Origin of the sequence: Rahnella sp. PD4 (assembly GCF_049199325.1) — a bacterium.
In the GTDB taxonomy this organism is placed as follows: Bacteria; Pseudomonadota; Gammaproteobacteria; order Enterobacterales; family Enterobacteriaceae; genus Rahnella; species Rahnella perminowiae.
In genome coordinates, this window is the sequence record NZ_JBLZQF010000006.1 from 79,871 (window position 1) to 102,393 (window position 22,523).

21 protein-coding genes are annotated in these 22,523 nt (G+C 52.6%); 11 read left to right on the forward strand and 10 right to left on the reverse strand.

From position 1 onward, the window contains the following. Positions 1 to 32: 32 nt before the first annotated feature. The 4 genes from ACOZIO_RS16090 (at position 33) to ACOZIO_RS16105 (ending at position 4,094) form a co-directional block, all read left to right on the forward strand. Positions 33 to 545 (forward strand): TRAP transporter small permease, encoded by a 513-nt coding sequence (locus ACOZIO_RS16090; RefSeq protein WP_129954539.1) that lies wholly within the window; start codon positions 33 to 35, stop codon positions 543 to 545. A gap of 12 nt (positions 546 to 557) precedes the next feature. Continuing rightward, positions 558 to 1,850, forward strand: coding sequence for a TRAP transporter large permease (locus ACOZIO_RS16095; protein WP_129954537.1), 1,293 nt, complete (start codon positions 558 to 560; stop codon positions 1,848 to 1,850). 177 nt (positions 1,851 to 2,027) lie between these two features. Beyond that, positions 2,028 to 3,221 carry a cystathionine beta-lyase gene (metC, locus tag ACOZIO_RS16100; protein WP_421595495.1) on the forward strand — a complete coding sequence of 398 codons (1,194 nt, stop codon included), beginning with the start codon at positions 2,028 to 2,030 and terminating at the stop codon, positions 3,219 to 3,221. A gap of 213 nt (positions 3,222 to 3,434) precedes the next feature. Continuing rightward, the gene (locus ACOZIO_RS16105) at positions 3,435 to 4,094 is read left to right on the forward strand and encodes a DedA family protein (protein ID WP_129954533.1); all 660 of its coding nucleotides are present in this window, start codon (positions 3,435 to 3,437) and stop codon (positions 4,092 to 4,094) included. 9 nt (positions 4,095 to 4,103) lie between these two features. Here ACOZIO_RS16105 and ACOZIO_RS16110 read toward each other — a convergent pair whose 3' ends face one another. Beyond that, positions 4,104 to 5,039: an AraC family transcriptional regulator gene (locus ACOZIO_RS16110; RefSeq protein ID WP_129954632.1), complete on the reverse strand. Its 936-nt coding sequence runs from the start codon at positions 5,037 to 5,039 to the stop codon at positions 4,104 to 4,106. A 306-nt stretch (positions 5,040 to 5,345) separates the two neighbouring features. Between ACOZIO_RS16110 and ahr the strand changes: the two genes are divergently transcribed. Next, positions 5,346 to 6,386, forward strand: coding sequence for an NADPH-dependent aldehyde reductase Ahr (gene ahr, locus ACOZIO_RS16115; protein ID WP_129954531.1), 1,041 nt, complete (start codon positions 5,346 to 5,348; stop codon positions 6,384 to 6,386). A gap of 126 nt (positions 6,387 to 6,512) precedes the next feature. Then, the gene (gene dkgA / locus ACOZIO_RS16120; protein WP_217138240.1) at positions 6,513 to 7,337 is read left to right on the forward strand and encodes a 2,5-didehydrogluconate reductase DkgA; all 825 of its coding nucleotides are present in this window, start codon (positions 6,513 to 6,515) and stop codon (positions 7,335 to 7,337) included. 66 nt (positions 7,338 to 7,403) lie between these two features. Here the strand turns inward: dkgA and ftsP are convergent, their stop codons facing one another. The 3 genes from ftsP to parC all read right to left on the reverse strand — a co-directional run bounded on the left by ftsP (position 7,404) and on the right by parC (position 12,183). Next, a complete protein-coding gene (ftsP, locus tag ACOZIO_RS16125; RefSeq protein ID WP_258453862.1) occupies positions 7,404 to 8,819 on the reverse strand; it encodes a cell division protein FtsP in 1,416 nt (471 codons plus the stop codon). Positions 8,820 to 8,954: 135 nt separating this feature from the next. Then, positions 8,955 to 9,692 carry a 1-acylglycerol-3-phosphate O-acyltransferase gene (locus ACOZIO_RS16130; protein WP_129954525.1) on the reverse strand — a complete coding sequence of 246 codons (738 nt, stop codon included), beginning with the start codon at positions 9,690 to 9,692 and terminating at the stop codon, positions 8,955 to 8,957. A gap of 217 nt (positions 9,693 to 9,909) precedes the next feature. Continuing rightward, positions 9,910 to 12,183, reverse strand: coding sequence for a DNA topoisomerase IV subunit A (gene parC, locus ACOZIO_RS16135; RefSeq protein ID WP_129954524.1), 2,274 nt, complete (start codon positions 12,181 to 12,183; stop codon positions 9,910 to 9,912). Positions 12,184 to 12,513: 330 nt separating this feature from the next. On the opposite strand from parC, the gene ACOZIO_RS16140 reads away from it, so the two are divergent. Together ACOZIO_RS16140 and ACOZIO_RS16145 are read left to right on the forward strand one after the other, a co-directional pair. Continuing rightward, a complete protein-coding gene (locus ACOZIO_RS16140; RefSeq protein ID WP_129954522.1) occupies positions 12,514 to 13,101 on the forward strand; it encodes an NAD(P)H-dependent oxidoreductase in 588 nt (195 codons plus the stop codon). A gap of 30 nt (positions 13,102 to 13,131) precedes the next feature. Continuing rightward, positions 13,132 to 13,437, forward strand: coding sequence for a putative quinol monooxygenase (locus ACOZIO_RS16145; RefSeq protein WP_421595496.1), 306 nt, complete (start codon positions 13,132 to 13,134; stop codon positions 13,435 to 13,437). A gap of 84 nt (positions 13,438 to 13,521) precedes the next feature. On the opposite strand, the gene ACOZIO_RS16150 is transcribed toward ACOZIO_RS16145, so the two are convergent. The 6 genes from ACOZIO_RS16150 to nudF form a co-directional block, all read right to left on the reverse strand. Next, positions 13,522 to 14,133, reverse strand: coding sequence for a hypothetical protein (locus tag ACOZIO_RS16150; protein ID WP_421595497.1), 612 nt, complete (start codon positions 14,131 to 14,133; stop codon positions 13,522 to 13,524). A gap of 124 nt (positions 14,134 to 14,257) precedes the next feature. Next, the gene (gene parE / locus ACOZIO_RS16155) at positions 14,258 to 16,153 is read right to left on the reverse strand and encodes a DNA topoisomerase IV subunit B (RefSeq protein ID WP_129954516.1); all 1,896 of its coding nucleotides are present in this window, start codon (positions 16,151 to 16,153) and stop codon (positions 14,258 to 14,260) included. A 115-nt stretch (positions 16,154 to 16,268) separates the two neighbouring features. Next, entirely contained in the window at positions 16,269 to 16,850 is a 582-nt protein-coding gene (yqiA, locus tag ACOZIO_RS16160; RefSeq protein WP_129991606.1) for an esterase YqiA, read from the reverse strand. Further along, positions 16,847 to 17,677 (reverse strand): 3',5'-cyclic-AMP phosphodiesterase, encoded by an 831-nt coding sequence (gene cpdA / locus ACOZIO_RS16165; RefSeq protein WP_129954512.1) that lies wholly within the window; start codon positions 17,675 to 17,677, stop codon positions 16,847 to 16,849. Before cpdA ends, yqiA begins: the two co-directional genes overlap by 4 nt. A 27-nt stretch (positions 17,678 to 17,704) precedes the next feature. Then, positions 17,705 to 18,130 (reverse strand): DUF1249 family protein, encoded by a 426-nt coding sequence (locus ACOZIO_RS16170; protein WP_015695861.1) that lies wholly within the window; start codon positions 18,128 to 18,130, stop codon positions 17,705 to 17,707. Continuing rightward, positions 18,130 to 18,762: an ADP-ribose diphosphatase gene (gene nudF, locus ACOZIO_RS16175; RefSeq protein ID WP_129954510.1), complete on the reverse strand. Its 633-nt coding sequence runs from the start codon at positions 18,760 to 18,762 to the stop codon at positions 18,130 to 18,132. The genes ACOZIO_RS16170 and nudF overlap by 1 nt, the downstream gene beginning before the upstream one ends. A 224-nt stretch (positions 18,763 to 18,986) precedes the next feature. On the opposite strand from nudF, the gene tolC reads away from it, so the two are divergent. The 3 genes from tolC to ACOZIO_RS16190 all read left to right on the forward strand — a co-directional run bounded on the left by tolC (position 18,987) and on the right by ACOZIO_RS16190 (position 22,510). After that, complete coding sequence (gene tolC / locus ACOZIO_RS16180) at positions 18,987 to 20,483, forward strand: outer membrane channel protein TolC (protein WP_269154566.1); 1,497 nt, start codon at positions 18,987 to 18,989, stop codon at positions 20,481 to 20,483. 185 nt (positions 20,484 to 20,668) lie between these two features. After that, positions 20,669 to 21,340, forward strand: coding sequence for a DUF1190 family protein (locus tag ACOZIO_RS16185; protein WP_129954505.1), 672 nt, complete (start codon positions 20,669 to 20,671; stop codon positions 21,338 to 21,340). Between the two features lie 9 nt (positions 21,341 to 21,349). Beyond that, positions 21,350 to 22,510, forward strand: a complete 1,161-nt coding sequence (locus tag ACOZIO_RS16190; protein ID WP_421595498.1) for a glutathionylspermidine synthase family protein — start codon at positions 21,350 to 21,352, stop codon at positions 22,508 to 22,510. Positions 22,511 to 22,523: the final 13 nt, after the last annotated feature.

The following is a 22,523-nucleotide window of genomic DNA, read 5'->3' on the forward strand; positions in this document are numbered from 1 at the left end:
CTGCCTCTTTCTGATCATTCACCGGGGGATTTATGGTTTCGAGTTATCACACCCTGATGGACATTCTTTACCGCTGCGCGATGTGGCTGGCGGGTATCGCTTTGCTGCTGATGGTGGCGGTGATCCCCATTGGGATCTTTGCCCGCTACGTCATGAACAACGCCCTGTCGTGGCCGGAACCGATCGCGATTATGTGCATGGTGACCTTCACGTTTATTGGTGCCGCCGTCAGTTACCGTGCCGGTTCGCACATTGTCGTCGCCATGGTCACTGACCGGCTGCCGCCCGTGCTGAAAAAATTTGCCGCATTGCTTTCTGATCTGATGATGCTGGCGATCAGCGTATTTATTTTCTGGTACAGCCTGCAATTATGCAGCGAACTCTGGCAGCAGCCGGTGGCGGAATTTCCGTTGCTGACTGCCGGGCAAACCTATCTGCCTCTGCCTCTCGGTTCTGCGCTGACGCTGTTATTCATCATTGAGCAGATCATTGCCGGCCCGCAACATCAGCGGCCTGTAGTGATACTGGGCAACTCTGACGCCTGACCGGAGCCTGTTATGGACGCGATAATCTTGTTGTTAACGCTGGCGGTAATGCTGGCGATTGGCGTGCCGGTCGCCTACGCCGTCGGTCTGAGCGCACTGGTCGGTGCCTGGTGGATTGACCTGCCGTTTGAAGCCCTGATGATCCAGCTCACCAACGGCGTGAACAAATTTTCCCTGCTGGCGATCCCGTTTTTCATCCTGGCGGGCGCGATCATGGCCGAGGGAGGGATCGCCCGCAGGCTGGTCAGTTTTGCCTACATCTTTGTCGGGTTTATCCGCGGCGGGCTGTCGCTGGTGAATATCGTGGCCTCGACATTTTTCGGTGCGATCTCTGGTTCCTCAGTGGCCGATACTGCCTCGATCGGATCGGTGATGATCCCGGAAATGGAAAAAAAGGGCTATCCGCGTGACTTTGCGGCGGCCGTCACTGCCAGCGGCTCGGTACAGGCGATCCTGACGCCACCGAGCCATAACTCGGTGATTTACTCGCTGGCGACCGGCGGTACGGTGTCGATTGCCGCGCTGTTCATTGCCGGTATTCTGCCCGGTTTACTGCTCAGCCTGACGCTGATGGTGATGTGCGTAATGTTCGCGCACAAGCGCGGCTATCCGAAAGGCGAACGTGTGCCGTTCCGCCAGGCGCTGAAGATTTTTATCGACACGCTGTGGGGGCTGATGACCGTAGTCATCATCATGGGCGGTATTCTCAGCGGAATATTTACCGCGACGGAATCCGCAGCGATTGCGTGTTTGTGGTCGTTCTTCGTCACCATGTTTATCTATCGCGATTACAAATGGAATGAGCTGCCCAAGCTGCTGTATCGCACGGTGAAAACCGTCAGTATCGTGATGATCCTGATAGGGTTTGCTGCCAGCTTTGGCGCGGTCATGACCTACATGCAATTGCCGATGCGCATCACCGAATTCTTCACTTCGATCTCCGACAACAAGTATGTGATCCTCATGTGGATCAATATCATGCTGCTGGTGATCGGCACGCTGATGGACATGGCACCGATCATTCTGATCCTGACGCCGGTGCTGTTACCTGTGGTGTTATCGCTCGGCATCGACCCGGTGCATTTTGGCATGATCATGCTGGTGAACCTGGGCATTGGCCTGATCACCCCGCCGGTCGGCTCGGTATTGTTTGTCGCCAGCGCGGTGAGCAAGCAAAGCATTGAGCATGTCGTCAAAGCCATGATGCCGTTCTATTGCATGCTGTTTATGGTGCTGATGCTGGTGACGTACATCCCCACTATTTCGCTGTTCCTGCCCAAACTGTTTGGCGTCTATACCGGCTGACGCCAAACCGGTTTCTCCCTTGCCCGTCGTCATGACGGGCTTTTTTTTGCACAGTTGGCTGAAATTTTCTCATCCATCTGCCAAAAGCCTGACCCCATAAATTCATCATGTTAAGTTAATTGCATATCCGCGGATGCCAGAGCACACCGCGCAACAAAACAGGGTGAAATACGGATTATGTCGTCAAAAAAAATTGAAACCACACTGGTCAGCGCCGGACGGAACAAGAAATTTACACAGGGTTCAGTGAATGCCGTGATACAACGCGCCTCATCACTGGTGTTTGAAACCGTGGCGGATAAAAAACATGCCACTGCTAACCGCGCCAATGGCGAGTTGTTTTACGGACGCCGGGGCACCCTGACGCATTTCTCCTTCCAGGAAGCGATGGTGGAACTGGAAGGGGGCGAGGGTTGTGCGCTGTATCCGTGTGGCGCAGCGGCAGTCAGTAACGCGGTACTTTCATTTGTCAGCAGCGGCGACCACATTCTGGTTGCGGGTTCGGCTTACGAACCCACCCAGGATTTCTGTGAAAAAGTACTGAAAAAACTTGGCGTATCCACGACCTATTTTCCAGCCAATATCGGCGCGGGGTTAGGTTCGCTGATGCAGCCCGACACTAAAGTAGTATTTCTGGAATCACCAGGCTCAATCACCCTGGAAGTCCCCGATATTCCGGCAATGGTGAAAGCCGTGCGGGCAGTGAACCCGGAGGTTGTCATCATGATCGACAATACCTGGGCGGCAGGTATTTTGTTTAAAGCGCTGGAATTCGATATCGATATTTCAATTCAGGCAGGCACCAAATATATCGTCGGTCATTCTGATGCCATGATCGGCACCGCTGTATCGAACGCACGCTGCTGGGAGCAACTGCGGGAGCAGTCGTATCTGATGGGGCAGATGGCGGATGCTGATACCGCTTACGTCGCGAGTCGCGGTTTGCGCACCCTGAGTGTGCGGCTTAAACAACATGCAGAAAGCAGTATCCGCATTGCGCAATGGCTGGCAGAACGGCCCGAAGTGGCGGTAGTTAATCATCCCGCATTACCCGGCAGCAAAGGCCATGAATTCTGGAAACGTGATTTCACCGGCAGCTGTGGCCTGTTCTCTTTTGTACTGAAACAGCGCCTGAGCAAACAGCAACTTTCCGATTATCTCGATCACTTCGAGCATTTCAGTATGGCCTATTCCTGGGGTGGGTTTGAATCGTTGGTTTTAGCCAACCAGCCGGAAGAAATCCAGGCGATACGCCCGGCAGAAACCGTCGATTTCACCGGTACGCTGTTACGGTTGCATATCGGGCTGGAAAATTGTGACGACCTGATCGCCGATCTTTCAACAGCCTTTGAACGGATTGCGACATCCTGATCCGCAGAGATTGCGACACACCGCGCAGATCGGTAAGGTGTCTGACGTATTTTCGTTCGCAAAATGAGAATAATCTGTAAGCTCTCAGGAGTCCCGGTCACCTCTGCCGGGGCATTCTGTCTTTTTCCCAGGAGCCTCAGATCAACGTCTTCTGGCGTAAATCGCGATACACTGGTAAGCGACAGTTTTTAATGAACAGAAACAGGACAGAATATGGCCGTTATTTGCGACATTTTTCATGCGCTCTGGCAGCATGATTTCAGTATGCTCGCCGACCCGAAACTTCTCTGGGTGATTTACGCTGTTCTGTTCGCCACGCTTTTTCTTGAAAACGGGCTGCTTCCCGCCTCTTTCCTGCCCGGTGACAGCCTGCTGCTGCTGACCGGCGCGCTGATTGCCAAAGGTGTCATGAGCTTCGTGCCGACCCTGATTATTCTGGTCACCGCTGCCAGTCTGGGCTGCTGGCTGAGCTATATTCAGGGGCGCTGGCTCGGTCATACCCGCCTGGTGAAAGGCTGGCTGCTGCAACTTCCTGCGCACTATCATCAGCGCGCACATCATATGTTTACTCAACACGGGCTGATGGCACTGCTGGTTGGCCGTTTTCTGGCGTTTGTCCGCACCCTGCTGCCTACCATGGCGGGCATCTCCGGACTGAACAATGCCCGCTTCCAGTTCTTTAACTGGCTGAGCGCCATTCTGTGGGTCGGTGTGGTGATCACTCTCGGGTTCGCGCTGAGCCACATTCCGCTGGTCAAACGCCATGAAGATCAGGTCATGGCGGGATTGATGATTTTACCGCTTCTGTTGCTGGTGATGGGGCTGGTTGGCGGGCTGGTGGTGGTATGGAAGAAACGCAAATGTCGTGCCTGAGCGCACTGCTCAGGCTTTAAACGCCACATCCGCTAACGCCAGCACTCCGGAACTCCCTTCACGCAGACGCGCCATCTCATCACTCGGCGTGACGCCAAAGTAACGCTTAAATTCACGACTGAATTGTGAGGCGCTTTCATACCCGACCTGTAATGCCGCTACGCTGGCTTTCACGCCATCAAAAATCATCAGCGTCCGCGCCCGGTGCAAACGATAGGTTTTCAGGTACTGCAACGGCGAGGTGCTGGTCACGGCTTTGAAGTTATGGTGAAACGCAGAAACACTCATGTTCACTTCGCTGGCCAGCGCTTCCACACTCAGATTATCGGCGTACTGCGCTTCTATCCGGCGCAGGGATTTGGCTATCTGGCTGAAATGTGTGTGGCGGTTAACCAGCGCCTGTAACGCCCCGCCATTCTCACTGGTCAGAATAAAGAACAGGATCTCGCGAATAATCTTTGGCCCGAGAATGCGGGCATGCAACGGCTTATCCATTACATCCAGCAGTCGCTCTGTGGCACATAAAATATCGCCATCCAGTACGCCGGAATTGATACCGGTGGAAGGCTCTTTCTGACGCACCACGCTTTCGTCGCCCATATCCATCAGTAAATCCTGCAACATCAGGTTATCAATACTGATCTGAATACCGGCCAGCGGCTCCCCGGGACTGCTGAAGGTTTCACATTCGAAAGGCAGCGGTACGGTCAGCATCAGATAATTGTGCGGGTCGTAAGAAAAGGTTTTCTTGCCCAGATATCCGACTTTCCGCCCCTGAAAAAGGATCACGATACCGGGATTATAGAGAACCGGCTGACGCGGATGGTAACGCGTGGTGTACATCAGCGTTACCTGCGGTACTGCCGACGGCGTCAGGTTTTTATCACCGCTGAGTTGCGCAACTCTGGCTGCCATGCGGGCGCACAGACTGTTCACGTTTTCCATCATTCTGCTTCCCCATATTCAATAAACTGGCAGTGATTCTGCCATAACACCCTAATTTCCTACAGAGACAAGCAGAATCAGGCAAGACTCCGGCAGAAATGGGCATCTTGCTGCCGCCAATTTTCTCTTACAGTTAATGTCGCCTTCCACAGCGGGATACCCCTGCATAAATGCGATGAACTGCTAGTCTGTATGAACGCACTTTTCATTCGCTGATTGTGAGCGACCTTCGGTCACCGGCTCTTTTTTCTGATAACTTCTTATTTCAATTCACTATTCATCTAACCCGAGACTTCGGAGGATATTATGTCTGCACCTACCGCTGCTGAGAATACCTTTAACGCCTGGGCCGCTGCAGGCCCGAATCAGCCACTTGAAGCTTTCCCGTTCGATGCCGGCCCGATTGGCGATGAAGAAATTGAAGTCGCCATTGATTACTGCGGTGTTTGCCATTCGGATTTGTCGATGCTCAACAACGACTGGGGAATCACGCAGTATCCATTCGTACCGGGCCATGAAGTGGTCGGCAAAATCGTCAAAATAGGTAACCATGCGCAAAACAAAGGGCTGAAAGTCGGCCAGATTGTCGGCGTGGGCTGGAACCGTGGCAGTTGTATGCATTGCCACCCTTGCATGTCCGGCGATCAGCACCTTTGTCATGACGTGGAAGCCACCATCATCGGCCATCACGGCGGCTTTGCTGACCGCATCCGCAGCCACTGGGCGTGGGCGATCCCGCTGCCGGAAGGCGTGGATATCACCAGCGCCGGTCCGTTGTTCTGTGGAGGTATTACCGTCTTCAACCCGCTGCTGCAATTTGGCGTACTGCCTACTCACCGCGTCGGCGTGATTGGTATCGGCGGTTTAGGCCACATGGCGCTGCGCTTCCTGAATGCGTGGGGCTGCGAAGTCACCGCGTTTACGTCATCACTGGCCAAACGTGATGAAGCATTGTCACTCGGTGCGCACCGCGTTATCGCCACCCGTGACAGCGAAGAACTGAAGAAAATCGCCGGTCAGCTGGACTTTATTATGGTGACTGCCAATGCTTCGCTGGACTGGGACGCCATTATCGGCGCGCTGGCACCGAAAGGCCGTCTGCATTTTGTGGGCGTGGTGCCGGAAGCTGTTCCGCTGCATGTCATGGCGCTTATCAGCAAACAGGCAGAAATCTCCGGTTCACCGACCGGTTCTCCTTCCCGTCTTGCCGACATGCTGGCGTTCTGCGCCCGTCATGAAATCACGCCGCAGGTTGAGCACTTCCCGCTGAGTAAAATTAATGATGCCATCGAACATCTGCATGAAGGGAAAGCGCGCTACCGCGTGGTACTGGATATGCATGCTTAGGCATTTTTTTCACATAAAATAGCTAGCCTGCTCAGCAAGATGCCGTTTCGTTAACTAGACTTAACGGCAATCCCTACACGGTGCCCGCGCATTCCGGCCGGCACTCTGCCCTGAAAGGAGAAACTCATGGCAACGCAACCCATCATCAAACTTCACGATGGCAACCTGATGCCTCAGTTAGGACTTGGCGTATGGAAAGCCAGTAATCAGGAAGCCACCAGCGCGGTGAAAACGGCGATTGAAACCGGCTATCGCCACATTGACACCGCCGCCATTTACAAAAATGAGGAAGGCGTCGGCGAAGCGATTGCCGCTAACCTTGTTCCGCGTGAAGAGCTGTTTATCACCACCAAACTGTGGAATGACGATCAGCTAAACGCGCCACAGGCGCTGGAAACCAGCCTTAAAAAGCTGAAAACCGATTATGTCGATTTGTATCTGATCCACTGGCCACAACCGGCACAGGGTCATTACGTCGATGCCTGGAAGTCCCTGCTGAAACTGAAAGAACAAGGGTTAGCAAAAAGTGTCGGCGTGTGTAATTTCCCGCTGCAACACTTGCAGAAGCTGAAAGACGAAACCGGTATTTTCCCTGTGGTCAATCAGATTGAGTTACACCCGCTGATGCAACAGCGCCAGTTGCACGCCTGGAATGCCACCCACACCATCGCTACTGAGTCCTGGAGCCCGCTGGCGCAGGGTGGCGAAGGCGTATTCGATCAGCCCCTGATCCAGAAACTGGCGGAAAAATACGACAAAACCCCCGCGCAGATAGTCATCCGCTGGCATCTGGATAACGGGCTGATTGTTATTCCGAAATCGGTGACGCCAAAACGTATCCGTGAAAACTTCGACGTGTTTGATTTTAAACTGGAGAAGGAGGAACTGGCGGAAGTGACCAAACTGGATAAAGCACACCGTCTGGGGCCGGATCCGGAAAAAGGGCTGTAAATCGTTCCTTTCATGCTTTAAAACTAAAAACCCGCCACGGCGGGTTTTTTATTAGACAAAACAGGGTTACACCGATGGCTGAACCAGCATATTTCCCGCTGAGCCGCGGTCAGCCAGTTCCAGCGCGCCGCTGCGGTAAACAAACGGAAAATGGTCGTACGAAGGCTGGTTGAAATACACCAGCAGTTCGACATCGCCATCCACCCAGACCGTGTCTTTGAAACCGGCATCTTCAACCAGCGGAGCAGCACCGTTGACGCTTTTCACCAGGAAAGACACACCTTCTGCATGGAAGGTCTGCGGCATATCCGCATGAACAGTCCAGCGTTCCCATGTCCCCTGCTGCGCGGTCAGATCGATACGGTTGATATCCCACATCGCGCCGTTGATCCCCGGTTCACTGTCACCGAGACGCAAATCCCGGGTACGGACAACGTTACCGGAAAGGATCTGATCGGCCAGCAAACGCATCGGCAGATTATCTGTCACCAGAGGCAACAGGCCTGTGGGTTTCAGCGTCAGAACAATAGTTGACACCAGAATGCTCGAGGGCTCAAACAGGCCACGTAATCGGTCCATCATCCCCGCGGCTTCACCGGCAGTAATCGAGACATCCTCGCCCTGCGACATATCCACCAGCACTTCGCGGCGTTCTCCCGGCCCGAGCGACAAACGTTTAACGGTCATTGGCGCAGGCAGGAAACCCAGATCAGAAGCCACGACGTGAAACGCACGGTTGTCAGTCATGCTCAGTTCGTAACGACGGGCATTGGATGCATTCAGCAAGCGCAAACGCACCCAGCCCCGCGAAACCTCGACGTAAGGACTTTGCACACCGTTTACCAGCATGGTGTCACCGAAGAATCCGCCTGATGCCGGCGTATCATATTGCGGTACGCCGAAACCATCCAGACGCTTGTCCTGAATAATCAGCGGAAAATCATCTACACCGTAATGATTCGGTAATGGCAGGTTCTTACTGACTTCATCTTCGACAATCCACATGCCCGCCAGACCGTTGTAAACATGCGGCGCCATACGGTCAGGCGTATTGGCATGATACCAGCAGGTCGCGGCAGCCTGACGGATTGGCAACACCGGTGACCAGTCGACACCCGGTTGCATCAGACGCGCTGCGCCACCGGTTAAGGTTCCAGGCTCAAGCAAACCGCTCACGGTCATGGAAACCGGTTCGGCCAGACGGTTGCTGTAAATGAGTTTAACGTCATCGCCGCTGTGCACTTTAACTGTCGGACCGAGGTACATTCCATTAATGCCCCAGACCGGTGCCTTTGCGCCGCCAAGGAATGACCAGTGCGCTGCCTGCAACGTCAGAAACAGCGGTTGCCCACGGCGCGATTCAAGCAGCGGGGGAACAGGTAATGCCGGTTGCGAACCACTCGCTTCTGCTTTTAAAGGCAGAGCACCTGCGGCAAGAACTACGCCGGAGGCCTGCAGGAACGAGCGACGACTGAGTGACATATCTTCTCCATGAAAACAAAAACATAAACTGTATTGAACGCCGCCGCCATCAATGGCAGCGGGAATAATCCGCATCGTAATTCACATGACAGATCCGTTGACTGCCCGGAATATTTTGCGGATTTATAGGTAGTATTATTTTTTTGCGGCGGCTTCACGCTGCGCAACTTCAGCATCCAGCTCGGCGATTTTATCCGCCATGATCTGACGGCAATGTTCGGACAATTCACGCAAACGATCTTTGGTGTAACCGCTGGTGTCGATCGGTGGCAGAATTTCGACAATCACCAGCCCGTTAGACCAGCGGTTTAGCTTCACCTTATTGCTGGTGTTCGATACGCAAATCGGCACTATGGGCACACCGGCCGCTATCGCCGCGTGGAATGCGCCGGTTTTGAACGGCATCAGACCACGTCCACGGCTGCGGGTACCTTCCGGGAACATCCAGATCGACAGGTTCTTTTTCTTAATCTGACTCACGACCTGCGCAATGGTGCCGTGCGCTTTGGCGCGGTTATCACGGTCAATCAGCAGATTACCGGTAAGCCAGTACAACTGACCAAAGAACGGGATCCAGGCCAGGCTTTTTTTGCCCACGGTGACGGTGCCAGGCATGACGACCGATGATGCCGTCACCATATCGTAATTGTTTTGATGGTTGGCAATATAAATACAGTTGCCATTATTCACGGCATCTGCCGGAATACGTTTTTCAACACGCAGGCCTAATACCGGGGCGAGACGGCCAAACAACTTACCAAATGTCGCCACATGTTTCGGATTACGCGGGCTGAAAAGGCAGTAGATGCAACCAAAGACAGAGACCAGAATCGAGTAAACTACCACGATAATCAGACGCAAAATAAATAACATAACATCCTCTTAAAACTACAGCCGAAGCCGGTAAGAAACCTGTGCAGTTTCGCTCCCTGTGCGGTGAACTATTCTCAAGCCTCATTCAACACGGCACAACGGTTTTATTAATACAAATGTAAAATTTTTGCACTGCACGACAGTCTCAGGCCACTGAATCCTATCAAAAGATTTCAGGGCACCAATGTGCCCTGATTTTTGCCGGTCAGTGGCAGACTTATTCTTCGCTTCCACCGCCACTGGCGCGTACAGGGGAATCGACTTCAACACGATCGATACGTTGCAGCCCGCGCGGCAGAAGCGTGCCTTTACGACCACGTTCAGCACGGAATTTCTGCAGGTCTTCCGGACGGAGAACCAGCTTACGTTTACCGACATGCAGCGTGACCGAAGTTTGCGGTGGCAGAACCAGTAACCATGCCAGTTTATCTTCGCCACTGGCCGCCTGTGCAGCCGGTATTGAGACAATTTTGTTACCCTTGCCTTTCGACAACTGCGGCAGATCCGCTACCGGGAACAGCAACATCCGTCCTGCGGCCGTAATCGACAACAGCATATCCTCATCGCCATGAAGTTCCATTGGCGGGAAGGCCTTGGCGTTATCAGGCAAAGTGATCATCGCTTTGCCTGCACGGTTACGAGCCACTAAATCGTTGAAGGTACAAACGAAACCATAACCGGCATCCGATGCCATCAGCAGTTTCTGGTCGTCCGCCGCCATCAGTACATGCTCGATGGTTGCGCCCGGCGGTGGTGTCAGTTTGCCGGTCAGCGGTTCACCCTGTCCGCGTGCGGACGGCAGCGTGGTCGGATCAAGCGCATAACTGCGACCGGTGGAGTCCATAAACACCACGGGCTGATTACTTTTGCCTTTGGCCGCAGCGCGGAAACTGTCACCGGCTTTGTAACTCAGGCCGGAAGCATCAATGTCATGGCCTTTAGCGCTGCGTACCCAACCTGATTCTGACAACACAATGGTCACCGGCTCAGACGGAATAAAATCGTGCTCGCTCATCGCCCGCGCTTCTTCGCGCTCAGTGATCGGTGAGCGGCGCTCATCACCAAAAGCTTCGGCATCCGCCTGTATCTCTTTGCGGATCAGCGTGCTCAGTTTCCGCTCAGACGCCAGTAATGCCTGCAATTGATCCCGCTCTTTCGCCAGTTCATCCTGTTCACCGCGGATTTTGGTTTCTTCGAGTTTCGCCAAATGGCGTAATTTCAACTCCAGAATAGCTTCAGCCTGCGTGTCTGACAGTTCAAAACGCTGCATCAGTACCGGTTTCGGCTCATCTTCAGTACGGATGATGTGGATCACCTCATCGATATTGAGAAACGCGATCAGCAAACCTTCCAGGATATGCAGACGTTTCAGCACCTTATCGAGACGGAAATTCAGACGACGACGAACGGTATCGCGGCGATAATCCAGCCATTCTTTCAGGATCTCAACCAGTCCTTTGACCTGCGGACGGTGATCAAGACCGATCATGTTCATGTTAATGCGGTAGCTGCGTTCCAGATCGGTGGTCGCAAACAGGTGATTCATCACCTGATCCAGATCGATACGGTTGGAGCGCGGCACGACCACCAGACGGGTCGGGTTTTCGTGATCGGATTCATCACGCAGATCTTCAACCATTGGCAGCTTTTTAGCACGCATCTGGCTGGCGATTTGCTCCAGCACTTTCGCGCCGGAAACCTGATGCGGTAACGCAGTGATCACGGCACTGCCATCTTCTTTGTGCCAGACCGCACGCATACGCACCGAGCCTTTACCCGATTCGTACATTTTGCGGATTTCATGACGCGGCGTGATGATCTCTGCTTCTGTCGGGAAATCAGGCCCCTGCACGAATTCCAGCAGGTCTTCGAGCGAGCTGTTCGGTTTCTCAAGCAATGCCACCGCAGCAGCGGCCACTTCGCGAATATTGTGCGGCGGAATATCGGTCGCCATCCCGACTGCAATGCCGGTGGTTCCGTTAAGCAGAATATTCGGCAGACGCGCAGGCAGCATTTTCGGCTCCTGCATCGTGCCGTCAAAGTTCGGCACATAATCGACTGTGCCCTGACCTAATTCACGCAGCAACACTTCGGCATATTTGGACAGACGCGATTCGGTATAACGCATCGCGGCGAAGGACTTCGGATCATCCGGCGCCCCCCAGTTCCCCTGGCCGTCAACCAGCGGATAGCGGTAAGAAAACGGCTGCGCCATCAGTACCATGGCTTCGTAGCAGGCACTGTCACCATGCGGATGATATTTACCCAGCACGTCACCAACGGTACGCGCGGATTTTTTGAATTTGGCGTTATTACTCAGGCCCAGCTCTGACATCGCGTAAATGATACGGCGCTGCACCGGCTTGAGCCCGTCACCGATAAACGGCAGCGCGCGGTCCATGATGACGTACATGGAATAGTTGAGATAGGCGTTCTCAGTAAATGTATGCAGGGCTAAACGCTCTGTTCCGTCATGAGTCATTTCGCTCATTGATGTTTAATCCTCAGACCCGTGGCGTTATCGTTTTGGAAATTAAGGAAGCTTGCATCCGCAGGCGCGTGATGTCCGCTGCCGCGAGGCAATGATGTCCGCGATAGTACATCATCTGCCGTATGACTGTCACAGTTGCTGTGTTTCTGCCTTATTTTTAAACAGTTATTTCCTCACAAAATGGTTAAATTACCGCGTTGCCCCTTCGATTATTGCATTTGAGTCAATAGTATTGTGCGTAATCTCACATTTTTCTGTCATGCAGAGTTGAGTACACTACGTGATAACAGCCTGACCAACAGAATTGAAGAATTCCCGATAAGGAAAAACATGAGCAATATCCTGATTATCAATGCCGGTAAGACCTTTGCCCATTCCAAAGGCGCGTTGAACAATAGCCTGACCGATGTCGCGACCTCTTTTCTGCGCGATAAAGGTCATGAAGTGCGTGTGACCGTGCTGGAAGACGGTTATGACGTGCAGACTGAAATCGAAAGCTATCTGTGGGCTGACGCCATCATTTATCAGCAACCGGGCTGGTGGATGGGCATGCCATGGACGCTGAAAAAATACATCGATGAAGTGTTCACCGAAGGCCATGGCAAACTGTACGCCAGCGATGGCCGTACACGCTCCGATGCCTCGAAAAAATACGGTTCAGGCGGTCTGCTGCACGGTAAATGTTATATGTTGTCCGTAACCTGGAACGCACCTTTAGAGGCGTTCGAAGATAAAGAACAATTTTTCCATGGCGTCGGCGTTGACGGCGTGTACATGGCACAGCACAAAGCCAACCAGTTCATCGGCCTTGATACATTGCCGACTTTTATGTGTAACGATGTGATCAAACAGCCTGATGTAGAAGGTGATTTTGCGCGCTACCGTGCCCATCTTGAAAATGTTTTCGGCCAGGCTTAAGGTTGAGGGTCACCCGGGAAAGAGGTTTTTATGATCACTGTTATTGCTGAAATCAAAGTCAAACCAGGCCGTCGCGATTCGGTCATGGAAAAAATCACCGCCCTGCTGCCGAGCGTTCTGGCAGAGAAGGGCTGTCACCGTTATGAACCTTATGTTGATTTCAACGGCCAGATCACCTGGCGTAAAACAGTACCTGACTCCATTTTCATGCTGGAAGACTGGGAAAGTCTGGCGCATCTCGAAGCGCATCAGCAGGCTGATCATATGGATAAGCACCGCGAAAATATTAAAGCAGACGTTCTGGATGTGGTGATCCACATTATTGAGAAAGCCTGAGTTTACTGCCTGATGAAAATCGCCGGAATGTAGCCCGGCAATTTTCATCGCATCGTTATAAGACACGTTATAGCGCGACGTAACCTAGCGATTTCGGCTAAGCCCCACCGTTGCATTATAAGCGGCCCACACTTCTTTACGATGAACGACAGTGCTCAATTGTAGCCGTCTGTTTTTCTTTATCAGGGTGTCCATGACAATGTCCTGCTCCCAAGGGGGAGAAACAGGCGTCTGCTCAAACCAGAAATAAACGTTATTTTTAAATTTTTGCCAGTTCCGGTAAATATGCCGTAATTCAGATCCCGTAATTGAACGGTTTTTTTCAGGTTTATTTTCATCCGGATTAATACCACGGTATGATTTATTCGCGACAGCAGTAATATCCAATTCATCCAGCACGAAATGAATATTTCGCCCTTTCGACACGGCCCATTCTATGATGGCCTTGCATTTCCTGCGTAAATTTTCATTATTTCGCTCACCGTTTAATGCTGAGCAATACTTTATGTGTGATGAAATGAAATGCTCAAGCGAGGCCTGTTCCGCAAGTCGGCAAGGCTGGTCATGCCTGAGGACTTTAAAAACATCTGCGGTGATTACCCCGTTTTGAAATCCCTTAACAGAGTACATATAACGCTTTCTTCCAAAATCTGTATGCAGACCGTAAATAAGATCGCCGGTTTTAGGTAATGGCATTGCTCCTCCTGAGCTTCACTTACGGGACTATTCAGCCCTCAACAATCAAAACAACATGGTAAAACGCCCGGCAGGAAGATGAATCATTCCTCTCCGGGCTTACAGAGACTTCTTACGATGAAGCTTAAACGTCCAGTTCGGCGGTATCGCCTTTTTCCTGTAACCAGTTACGGCGATCTTCAGACCGTTTCTTCGCCAGCAGCATATCCATCATGCGCAGCGTCTGATCGATATCCTCCTCATCGATGGTCAGTTGCACCAGACGACGGGTATTCGGATCGAGCGTGGTTTCACGCAGTTGCAGCGGGTTCATTTCACCCAGACCTTTAAACCGCTGTACGTTCGGCTTACCTTTCTTACGTTTCAGTTGCTCCAGCACGCCTTCTTTTTCCTGCTCGTCCAGCGCATAGAACACTTCTTTACCCAGATCGATACGGTATAACGGCGGCATTGCCACATAAACATGGCCGCCACGCACCAGGGATCGGAAGTGACGGACAAACAGCGCGCACAGCAAGGTGGCAATGTGTAGACCGTCGGAGTCCGCATCCGCCAGGATACAGATTTTGCCGTAACGCAGCTGGCTCAGATCTTCGCTGTCCGGATCAATACCGATTGCCACAGAAATATCGTGCACTTCCTGCGAGGCCAGAACTTCATCGGATGAGACCTCCCAGGTATTGAGGATCTTACCTTTGAGCGGCATGATCGCCTGATATTCCCGATCGCGCGCCTGTTTGGCAGAACCGCCCGCTGAATCCCCTTCCACCAGGAAGAGTTCGGTCATGTTCAGATCCTGTGATGTACAGTCAGCCAGTTTGCCCGGCAGCGCAGGGCCGCTGGTCAGTTTCTTACGCACCACTTTTTTCGCTGCACGCAGACGACGCTGGGCACTGGAAATGCACAGTTCCGCCAGTTGTTCTGCGGCCTGAACGTTCTGGTTCAGCCACAGACTGAAGGCATCTTTCACCACGCCGGAAACAAAGGCCGCACACTGACGCGAGGACAGGCGTTCTTTGGTCTGACCGGCGAACTGCGGATCCTGCATTTTTACTGACAGCACATAGGCACAGCGTTCCCAGATATCTTCCGCAGACAGCTTCACGCCGCGCGGCAGAATATTGCGAAATTCGCAGAACTCGCGCATGGCCTCAAGCAGCCCCTGACGCAGACCGTTAACATGCGTACCGCCCTGCATGGTCGGGATCAGGTTGACGTAGCTTTCGGTCAGCAATTCGCCGCCTTCCGGCAGCCACAACAGTGCCCAGTCGACCGCTTCGGTATCACCGGCAAAATTCCCGACAAAGGCTTTTTCTGGCAGCGTAATCAGGCCATTGACTGCTTCCATCAGGTAATCGGTCAGACCGTCTTCATAACACCAGCGTTGTTCGGTGTTATTCACTTTGTCTTTAAACAGGATTTCTACGCCAGGACACAGTACGGCTTTGGCTTTCAGCAAGTGGCTGAGGCGGCTGACCGAAAAACGCGGACTGTCGAAGAAACTGCCATCAGGCCAGAAATGAACGCTGGTACCGGTGTTGCGCTTACCGCAGGTGCCGGTAACGTGCAGGTCCTGCACTTTATCGCCATTTTCAAATGCCATCTCATACACTTCGCCGCCGCGTTTTACCGCCACTTCGACGCGTTTGGATAAGGCGTTAACCACTGAAATCCCTACGCCATGCAGGCCGCCGGAAAACTGGTAATTTTTGTTGGAGAATTTACCGCCCGCGTGCAGACGGCAGAAGATCAGTTCGACCGCCGGAACACCTTCTTCGGCGTGGATATCCACCGGCATGCCGCGACCGTCATCAATGACTTCGAGAGACTGATCTTCGTGAAGGATGACTTCAATGCGTTTGGCGTGGCCTGCTAATGCTTCATCCACGCTGTTATCAATCACTTCCTGACCGAGATGATTTGGCCGGGTCGTATCGGTGTACATGCCCGGACGGCGGCGCACCGGTTCGAGTCCGCTGAGGACCTCTATGGAATCCGCGTTATAAGTTGATTGGCTCATCGTTGATTATTCGTGGCTCATAGGTTTGTGGGCTAACGATACAGTATGTGGGCGGGTGGAAGCACTGGCAGCAAGCAGAGGCTATAAATCCGGGGTAAAAGTCACCCTGACGATGTTAGTCTGCGGCCAGTTCCAGGAAATCTACAATCGGCGAAAAATAACGTTCAAAGCCGACAAATGCGTGATTCCCCCCGGGTTCGACCGTCTGGCGACAGGTGGTGTAGTACGCCACAGCCTGACGGTAATCGAGAATTTCATCGCCCGTTTGCTGCAGCAACCAGAGTAAATCCGGTGACTCCAGCGGTTCGACCTGCATGACTTTCAGATCATAAACGTGGCGTGACTCTAACACATATTGCTGGCCGGTGTAGGGGTTCTCGTTTTGTCCGAGGAAGTCGATCAGCAGCTCATACGGCTTCACCGCCGGGTTCACCACCACGGCCGGCACGGCAAAACATTGCGACAACCACGTGGCGTAATACCCCCCCAGCGAGGAGCCAACAATACCCAGTTTTTTACCCGCATTGCTAATGACCAGACTCTCAAGTTCTTCCGCGGCGTCAGCCGGATAAGGCGGTAATTGCGGGACAATCATATCGATATGGGGATGATTAACCGCCAGCCAGTTTTTTAATGACGTGGCTTTCGCTGAGTGCGGAGAACTGTTGAATCCGTGCAGGTAAAGTAAGGTGTTCATTCGTAACCGTCCGACTCCGTGTCAGGATGAAACTCGCTGGTTTCCAGACGGAAGACTTCAGTCTCTACACGGCCGTCCGGATATAAATCAAGGTAACGCCAGCCCGGTGCAACCGTATCAATCGTGAAATTGGTGCAATGCGGTTTAAACTGTACGCAGGTTGACGGCGTCGCATAAAGACGGCGTCCGTACCAGTCAAGATCGAGCTCCTGATGAATATGTCCGCACAACAGCGTATTCACTTTCGGGTAATTCACCAGGGTATTCGCCAGCATATGCGCATTGCGCAGGCTGTGCTGATCAAGCCAGGTGCAGCCTGAAGGCAGCGGATGATGATGTAACATCAACAAAGTAAAACGATCAGGGTACGCGTTCAGACAGCGTTCCATCCATTCCAGCTGATATTCGCTCAGCTCGCCGTGCGGCACACCGAATACCTGTGTATCCAGCAGGATAATTTGCCAATGTTCACCAAGCAGAACGTGTTTCGAAGGGTTGATCCCCGCATCCTGCAAAGCATTGACCATCGCAGGCTGGAAATCATGATTGCCCGGCAGCCAGACGCAGGGCGCGGTCAGCTCGCCGATACCGCGGGCAAACTGATGGTAGGCTTCCACCGACTGATCCTGTGCCAGGTCCCCTGTTGCCGCGATAATATCGACTTCACGCTGCTGCGCTTTGATGGCGTCCAGCACTGCGCGATAGCTGTTAAACGTATTCACGCCTAACAACGTTTCATCTTCACCGGCAAAAAGATGGGTATCAGTAATCTGTAGAATCCTGACTTTGGCCCCATTCACCAAAGGCAGTGTAAACAGGCTTTCCAAATCGTTTCCTTTGTTGTTGAAGTCTGTCTAACAAACCGGAATTGCCATCGCTCCGTGCGCAAGGCAATAACGCAGCCAATCCGCAAGGAACTGGTTAATTTGATGCTTTTCATCACGCTGATGCAACTTTTTATTCGGATAATCATAACGTGCTTTGAAGCGAAAGATCTGCTGACTCGCACACACTTCGGCCACCATCGCATCATGATACAGGCGAACGGTGAGCGAAGGCAGGCTCCAGTAACTCACGGCCGGCGCAGTCTGTTTGATTTCTATCAGGGATGTATAACGTGTTGATTCAAGGATCGTCAGGCAATACGTTGCGCTACTCACCTGATATGTCACCGTTTCACCAGGTTCATCGGTGCGTGGCATCAAACGGCGCAATTGTGCAAAATTTGTTTCACACAATCTCATCATTTCAGGGAAGTCAGGGGTATAGCGCTTAATCATTAGTTAGCCCACTCTTTTTTCAGGGATTCATGGTGCAGCTGCAGCCATTGCAGGGCAATCACTGACGCCGCATTGTCTATCGCTCCTTCTTCCACCCACCGGTAAGCCTGCTCACGGCTGACCACATGTACCCGGATGTCTTCATTTTCTGCTTCCAGACCGTGAATTCCTTCTGCCGTCGTGGCATCAACTTCACCGACCATAATGGAAAGACGCTCGCTGGTTCCGCCCGGACTTGCCAGGTAATTCACAGCCGGTTTGCAGCGTTTCACCACAATGTTCGCTTCCTCGAGTGCTTCGCGGCGGGCAACATCTTCCACTGTCTCGCCCTCTTCAATGATACCGGCGACCATCTCCAGAAGCCAAGGAGTATCACTGGAATCCAAAGCAGGGATGCGGATCTGTTCTATCAGCACAACTTCATCCCTTTTCGCATCATAAGGTAAGAGTACCGCAGCGTGGCCGCGCTCAAAAACTTCACGGACGACTTCTGCGCTCATTTCTCCATTAAACAGCCGATGGCGAAACCGATATGCAATAATAGAAAAAAAACCTTTATATCGTGTCTCGCGTGCAATAATTTCTACATCATCTTTGCCGAAAGTAACCGGTGACCGTTTAAATGAAGACATGGAATGTTTCCTTATCCCTCACAGAGGTAATTTATTGCCCTTTGAGGTCAGTTTGATGAAAATGCGTTAATAATAATCAAGGTTGTTTGTGATAGATTTAGGCTCATTCACTCGGGAAGGCACGTTAAGCCAACCGCCCCGCTAGCCTGACTCTGCTAGAATCCGCGTCTATGGGTTAATTTGACTGCGCCACCATACATAACAACATTGCTGCACAACAAGGAATGCAAATGAAGAAACTGCTCCCCCTTCTCATCGGACTCAGCCTGGGCGGCTTCAGTACGATAAGCCAGGCCGAAAACCTGATGCAGGTCTATCAGCAAGCCAGGACAAGTAACCCGGACCTGCGCAAATCTGCTGCTGACCGGGATGCTGCATTCGAAAAAATTAACGAAAGCCGCAGTCCTTTATTACCGCAACTCGGATTGGGTGCGGATTACAATTACACCAATGGGTACCGTGATGCGAATGGCGTTAACAGCGACGTTGGCAGTGCCAGCCTGCAATTAACGCAGACCATCTTTGATATGTCAAAATGGCGCGCCCTGACACTGCAGGAAAAAACTGCCGGTATTCAGGATGTGTCTTACCAGACGGATCAACAATCTCTGATCCTCAATACTGCAACGGCTTATTTCAACGTATTGAGTGCAATCGATTCGCTTTCGTATACCGAAGCACAGAAACAGGCTATTTACCGTCAGTTAGATCAAACCACTCAGCGCTTTAACGTGGGGCTGGTTGCGATTACCGACGTGCAGAACGCCCGTTCACAATACGACACCGTACTGGCTAACGAAGTGACTGCGCGTAATAACCTGGATAATGCGCTGGAGTCCCTGCGTCAGGTTACCGGTATGTATTACCCGCAACTGTCTTCGCTGAATGTCGATAACTTCAACACCACGCGCCCGCAACCGGTCGCCACGCTGTTGAAAGAAGCAGAAAGCCGTAACCTGAGCTTGCTGTCTGCCCGTCTGTCACAGGATCTGGCACGTGAGCAAATTCGTTATGCGGAAACCGGCCATATGCCTACGGTTGATCTGACTGCCTCAACCGGTATCAGCAATACCAAATATCACGGCGACAAAACGGGTGGTTCTTCCAGTTATCAGGACGCCGATGCTGGCCAGAACAAGATTGGGCTGAGCTTCTCCCTGCCATTGTACAGTGGCGGTTCTGTCACCTCTCAGGTGAAACAGGCACAGTACAGTTTTGTCGGGGCCAGCGAGCAGCTTGAAAGCGCGCACCGCAGCGTCGTGCAGACCGTTCGTTCTTCCTTCAATAACATCTCTGCCTCGATCAGTAGCATCAACGCGTATAAACAAGCCGTTGTTTCTGCTCAGAGTTCTTTAGATGCGATGGAAGCCGGTTATCAGGTCGGTACCCGTACTATTGTGGATGTTCTGGATGCCACCACCACGCTGTATAACGCCAAACAGCAACTTTCCAGTGCGCGTTATACGTACCTGATTAATCAGCTGAACATCAAATCAGCACTGGGTACACTGAACGAAAGCGATCTGCTGGCACTCAACGGTGCCCTGGGTAAACCCATCCCAACCGCACCGGATCAGGTGGCACCAGAAACACCTGATCAGGATGCTGCGGCAGACGGTTACGGCAAAAGCACCCCGGCAGCTGCGCCTCGTGCTCAGAAAGCCAGCGCAACAACAGCAACCGCAACACCGAAGAAAAGTGGCAATCCTTTCCAGAATTGATTCTGAAAAGTCCCCCGCATTTCCATCAAGGCAGCCTGAAAAGGCTGCTTTTTTTTGCCTGAGTCACGCCGCTCTGTAAAGTCTCGTAACAATTGCCTGTCGCTGCTTTAACAATCACCCGCTTTCCCCTATTCTTAGACCCTACTGGGAAAGGGCAAAAAAGCCCTAAACATGGGATAAGAACGATGAAACGGACACAACACGTTAACCTGGCTACCTTCCGTAAATCATGGCGTAGCTCTAGAATTACTCCTGTCGCCCTGGCGATAAGCGCAGTCTTTATGCTTGCCGGCTGCGAGAAAACCGACGAAACCGTTTCGCTGTATCAGAATGCGGATGACTGCTCGAAAGCCAACCCTTCCGGCAGTGCGCAATGTGTTGCAGCGTATGATGCAGCGAAAAAGGAAGCGGCAAAAACCGCACCTAAATATGCCAGCCGAGAAGACTGTATCGCTGAATTTGGCGAAGGCCAGTGTACTCAGGCTCCGGCACAGTCAGGCGTCGCCACGGCCGAAAACCAGAGCAGCGGCGGCAGCATGTGGATGCCGCTGATGGCAGGTTACATGATGGGCCGGATGATGAGCGGTGGCGGTTACGCGCAACAGCCATTGTTCAGCTCAAAAAACCCGGCCAGCCCGGCTAACGGTAAGTTCGTGGATGCGACCGGTAAAAACTACGGCCCCGCAACAGCGGGCGGTCGTACCATGAACGTTCCGAGAACAGCGATGGCGCCGAAACCTGCCGTGACCAACACCATCACCCGTGGCGGTTTTGGCGACAGTGTGGCAAAACAAACCTCAATGCAGCGCAGCTCCTCTGCGGCGCCACGCAGCCCTGGCCGCAGCATGGGTGGCTAAGAGATACCGATGAAACGTTTAGCCATTAATGAGCGCCCGGACTGGCGCGAAAAAGCCACGGAGTTTGGCTTCAACTTCCACACCATGTATGGCGAACCGTACTGGTGTGAAGATGCTTATTACCAGTTCACGCTGGCGCAGATTGAAGAGATCGAAGAGGCGACGGCGGAGATTCATCAGATGTGCCTGAAGGTCGTTGAGCGCGTAGTGAATGACGACAAACTGATGGCGAAATTCCAGATCCCGAAACACGTCTGGGAATTTGTCCGCAGTTCATGGCGCACGCAACAGCCTTCCCTGTATTCACGTCTGGATCTGGCTTACGACGGCGTGAATCCGCCGAAATTACTGGAAAACAATGCCGATACGCCGACGTCTTTGTATGAAGCGGCGTTTTTCCAGTGGTTGTGGCTTGAAGATCAAATTGCGGCAGGCAATTTGTCGCAGGATGCTGATCAGTACAACAGTCTGCAGGAAAAGCTGATCGAACGTTTTGCCGGGCTTAAAAACCAGCATGGTTTCTCGCTGCTGCACATCGCCTGCTGTCAGGACACCGAAGAAGATCGCGGCACCGTGCAATATTTGCAGGACTGCGCGCTGGAAGCGGAACTGGCCAGCGAATTCCTGTTTATCGAGGAAATCGGTCTGGGGGAACGCGGGCAATTCACCGACACGCAGGATCAGGTGATTTCTAACCTGTTTAAACTGTATCCGTGGGAATTCATGTTCCGCGAAGTCTTCGCGACCAAGCTGGAAGATGCCGGTGTACGCTGGCTGGAACCGGCCTGGAAAGCCATTGTGTCGAATAAAGCTTTGCTGCCGTTGTTATGGGAAATGTTCCCGGATCACCCGAATCTGTTACCGGCTTATTTTGCCGAAGATCAGCATCCGGAACTGGATCACTACGTGGTGAAGCCGCTGTTTTCCCGCGAAGGCGCGAACATTAAAGTCATCGAGAAAGGCCAGGAAGTCGCCCGTGTGGATGGCCCGTACGGTGCTGAAGGCATGATCGTGCAGCAGTTCCATCCGCTGCCAGTGTTTGAAGGCAGTTACACCCTGATCGGCAGCTGGCTGGTCAATGATCAACCCTGCGGGATCGGCATCCGTGAAGATAAAGCGCTGATCACCCAGGATCTGTCACGTTTTTATCCGCACACGATTGTCGGATGAAAAACCAGAAAAG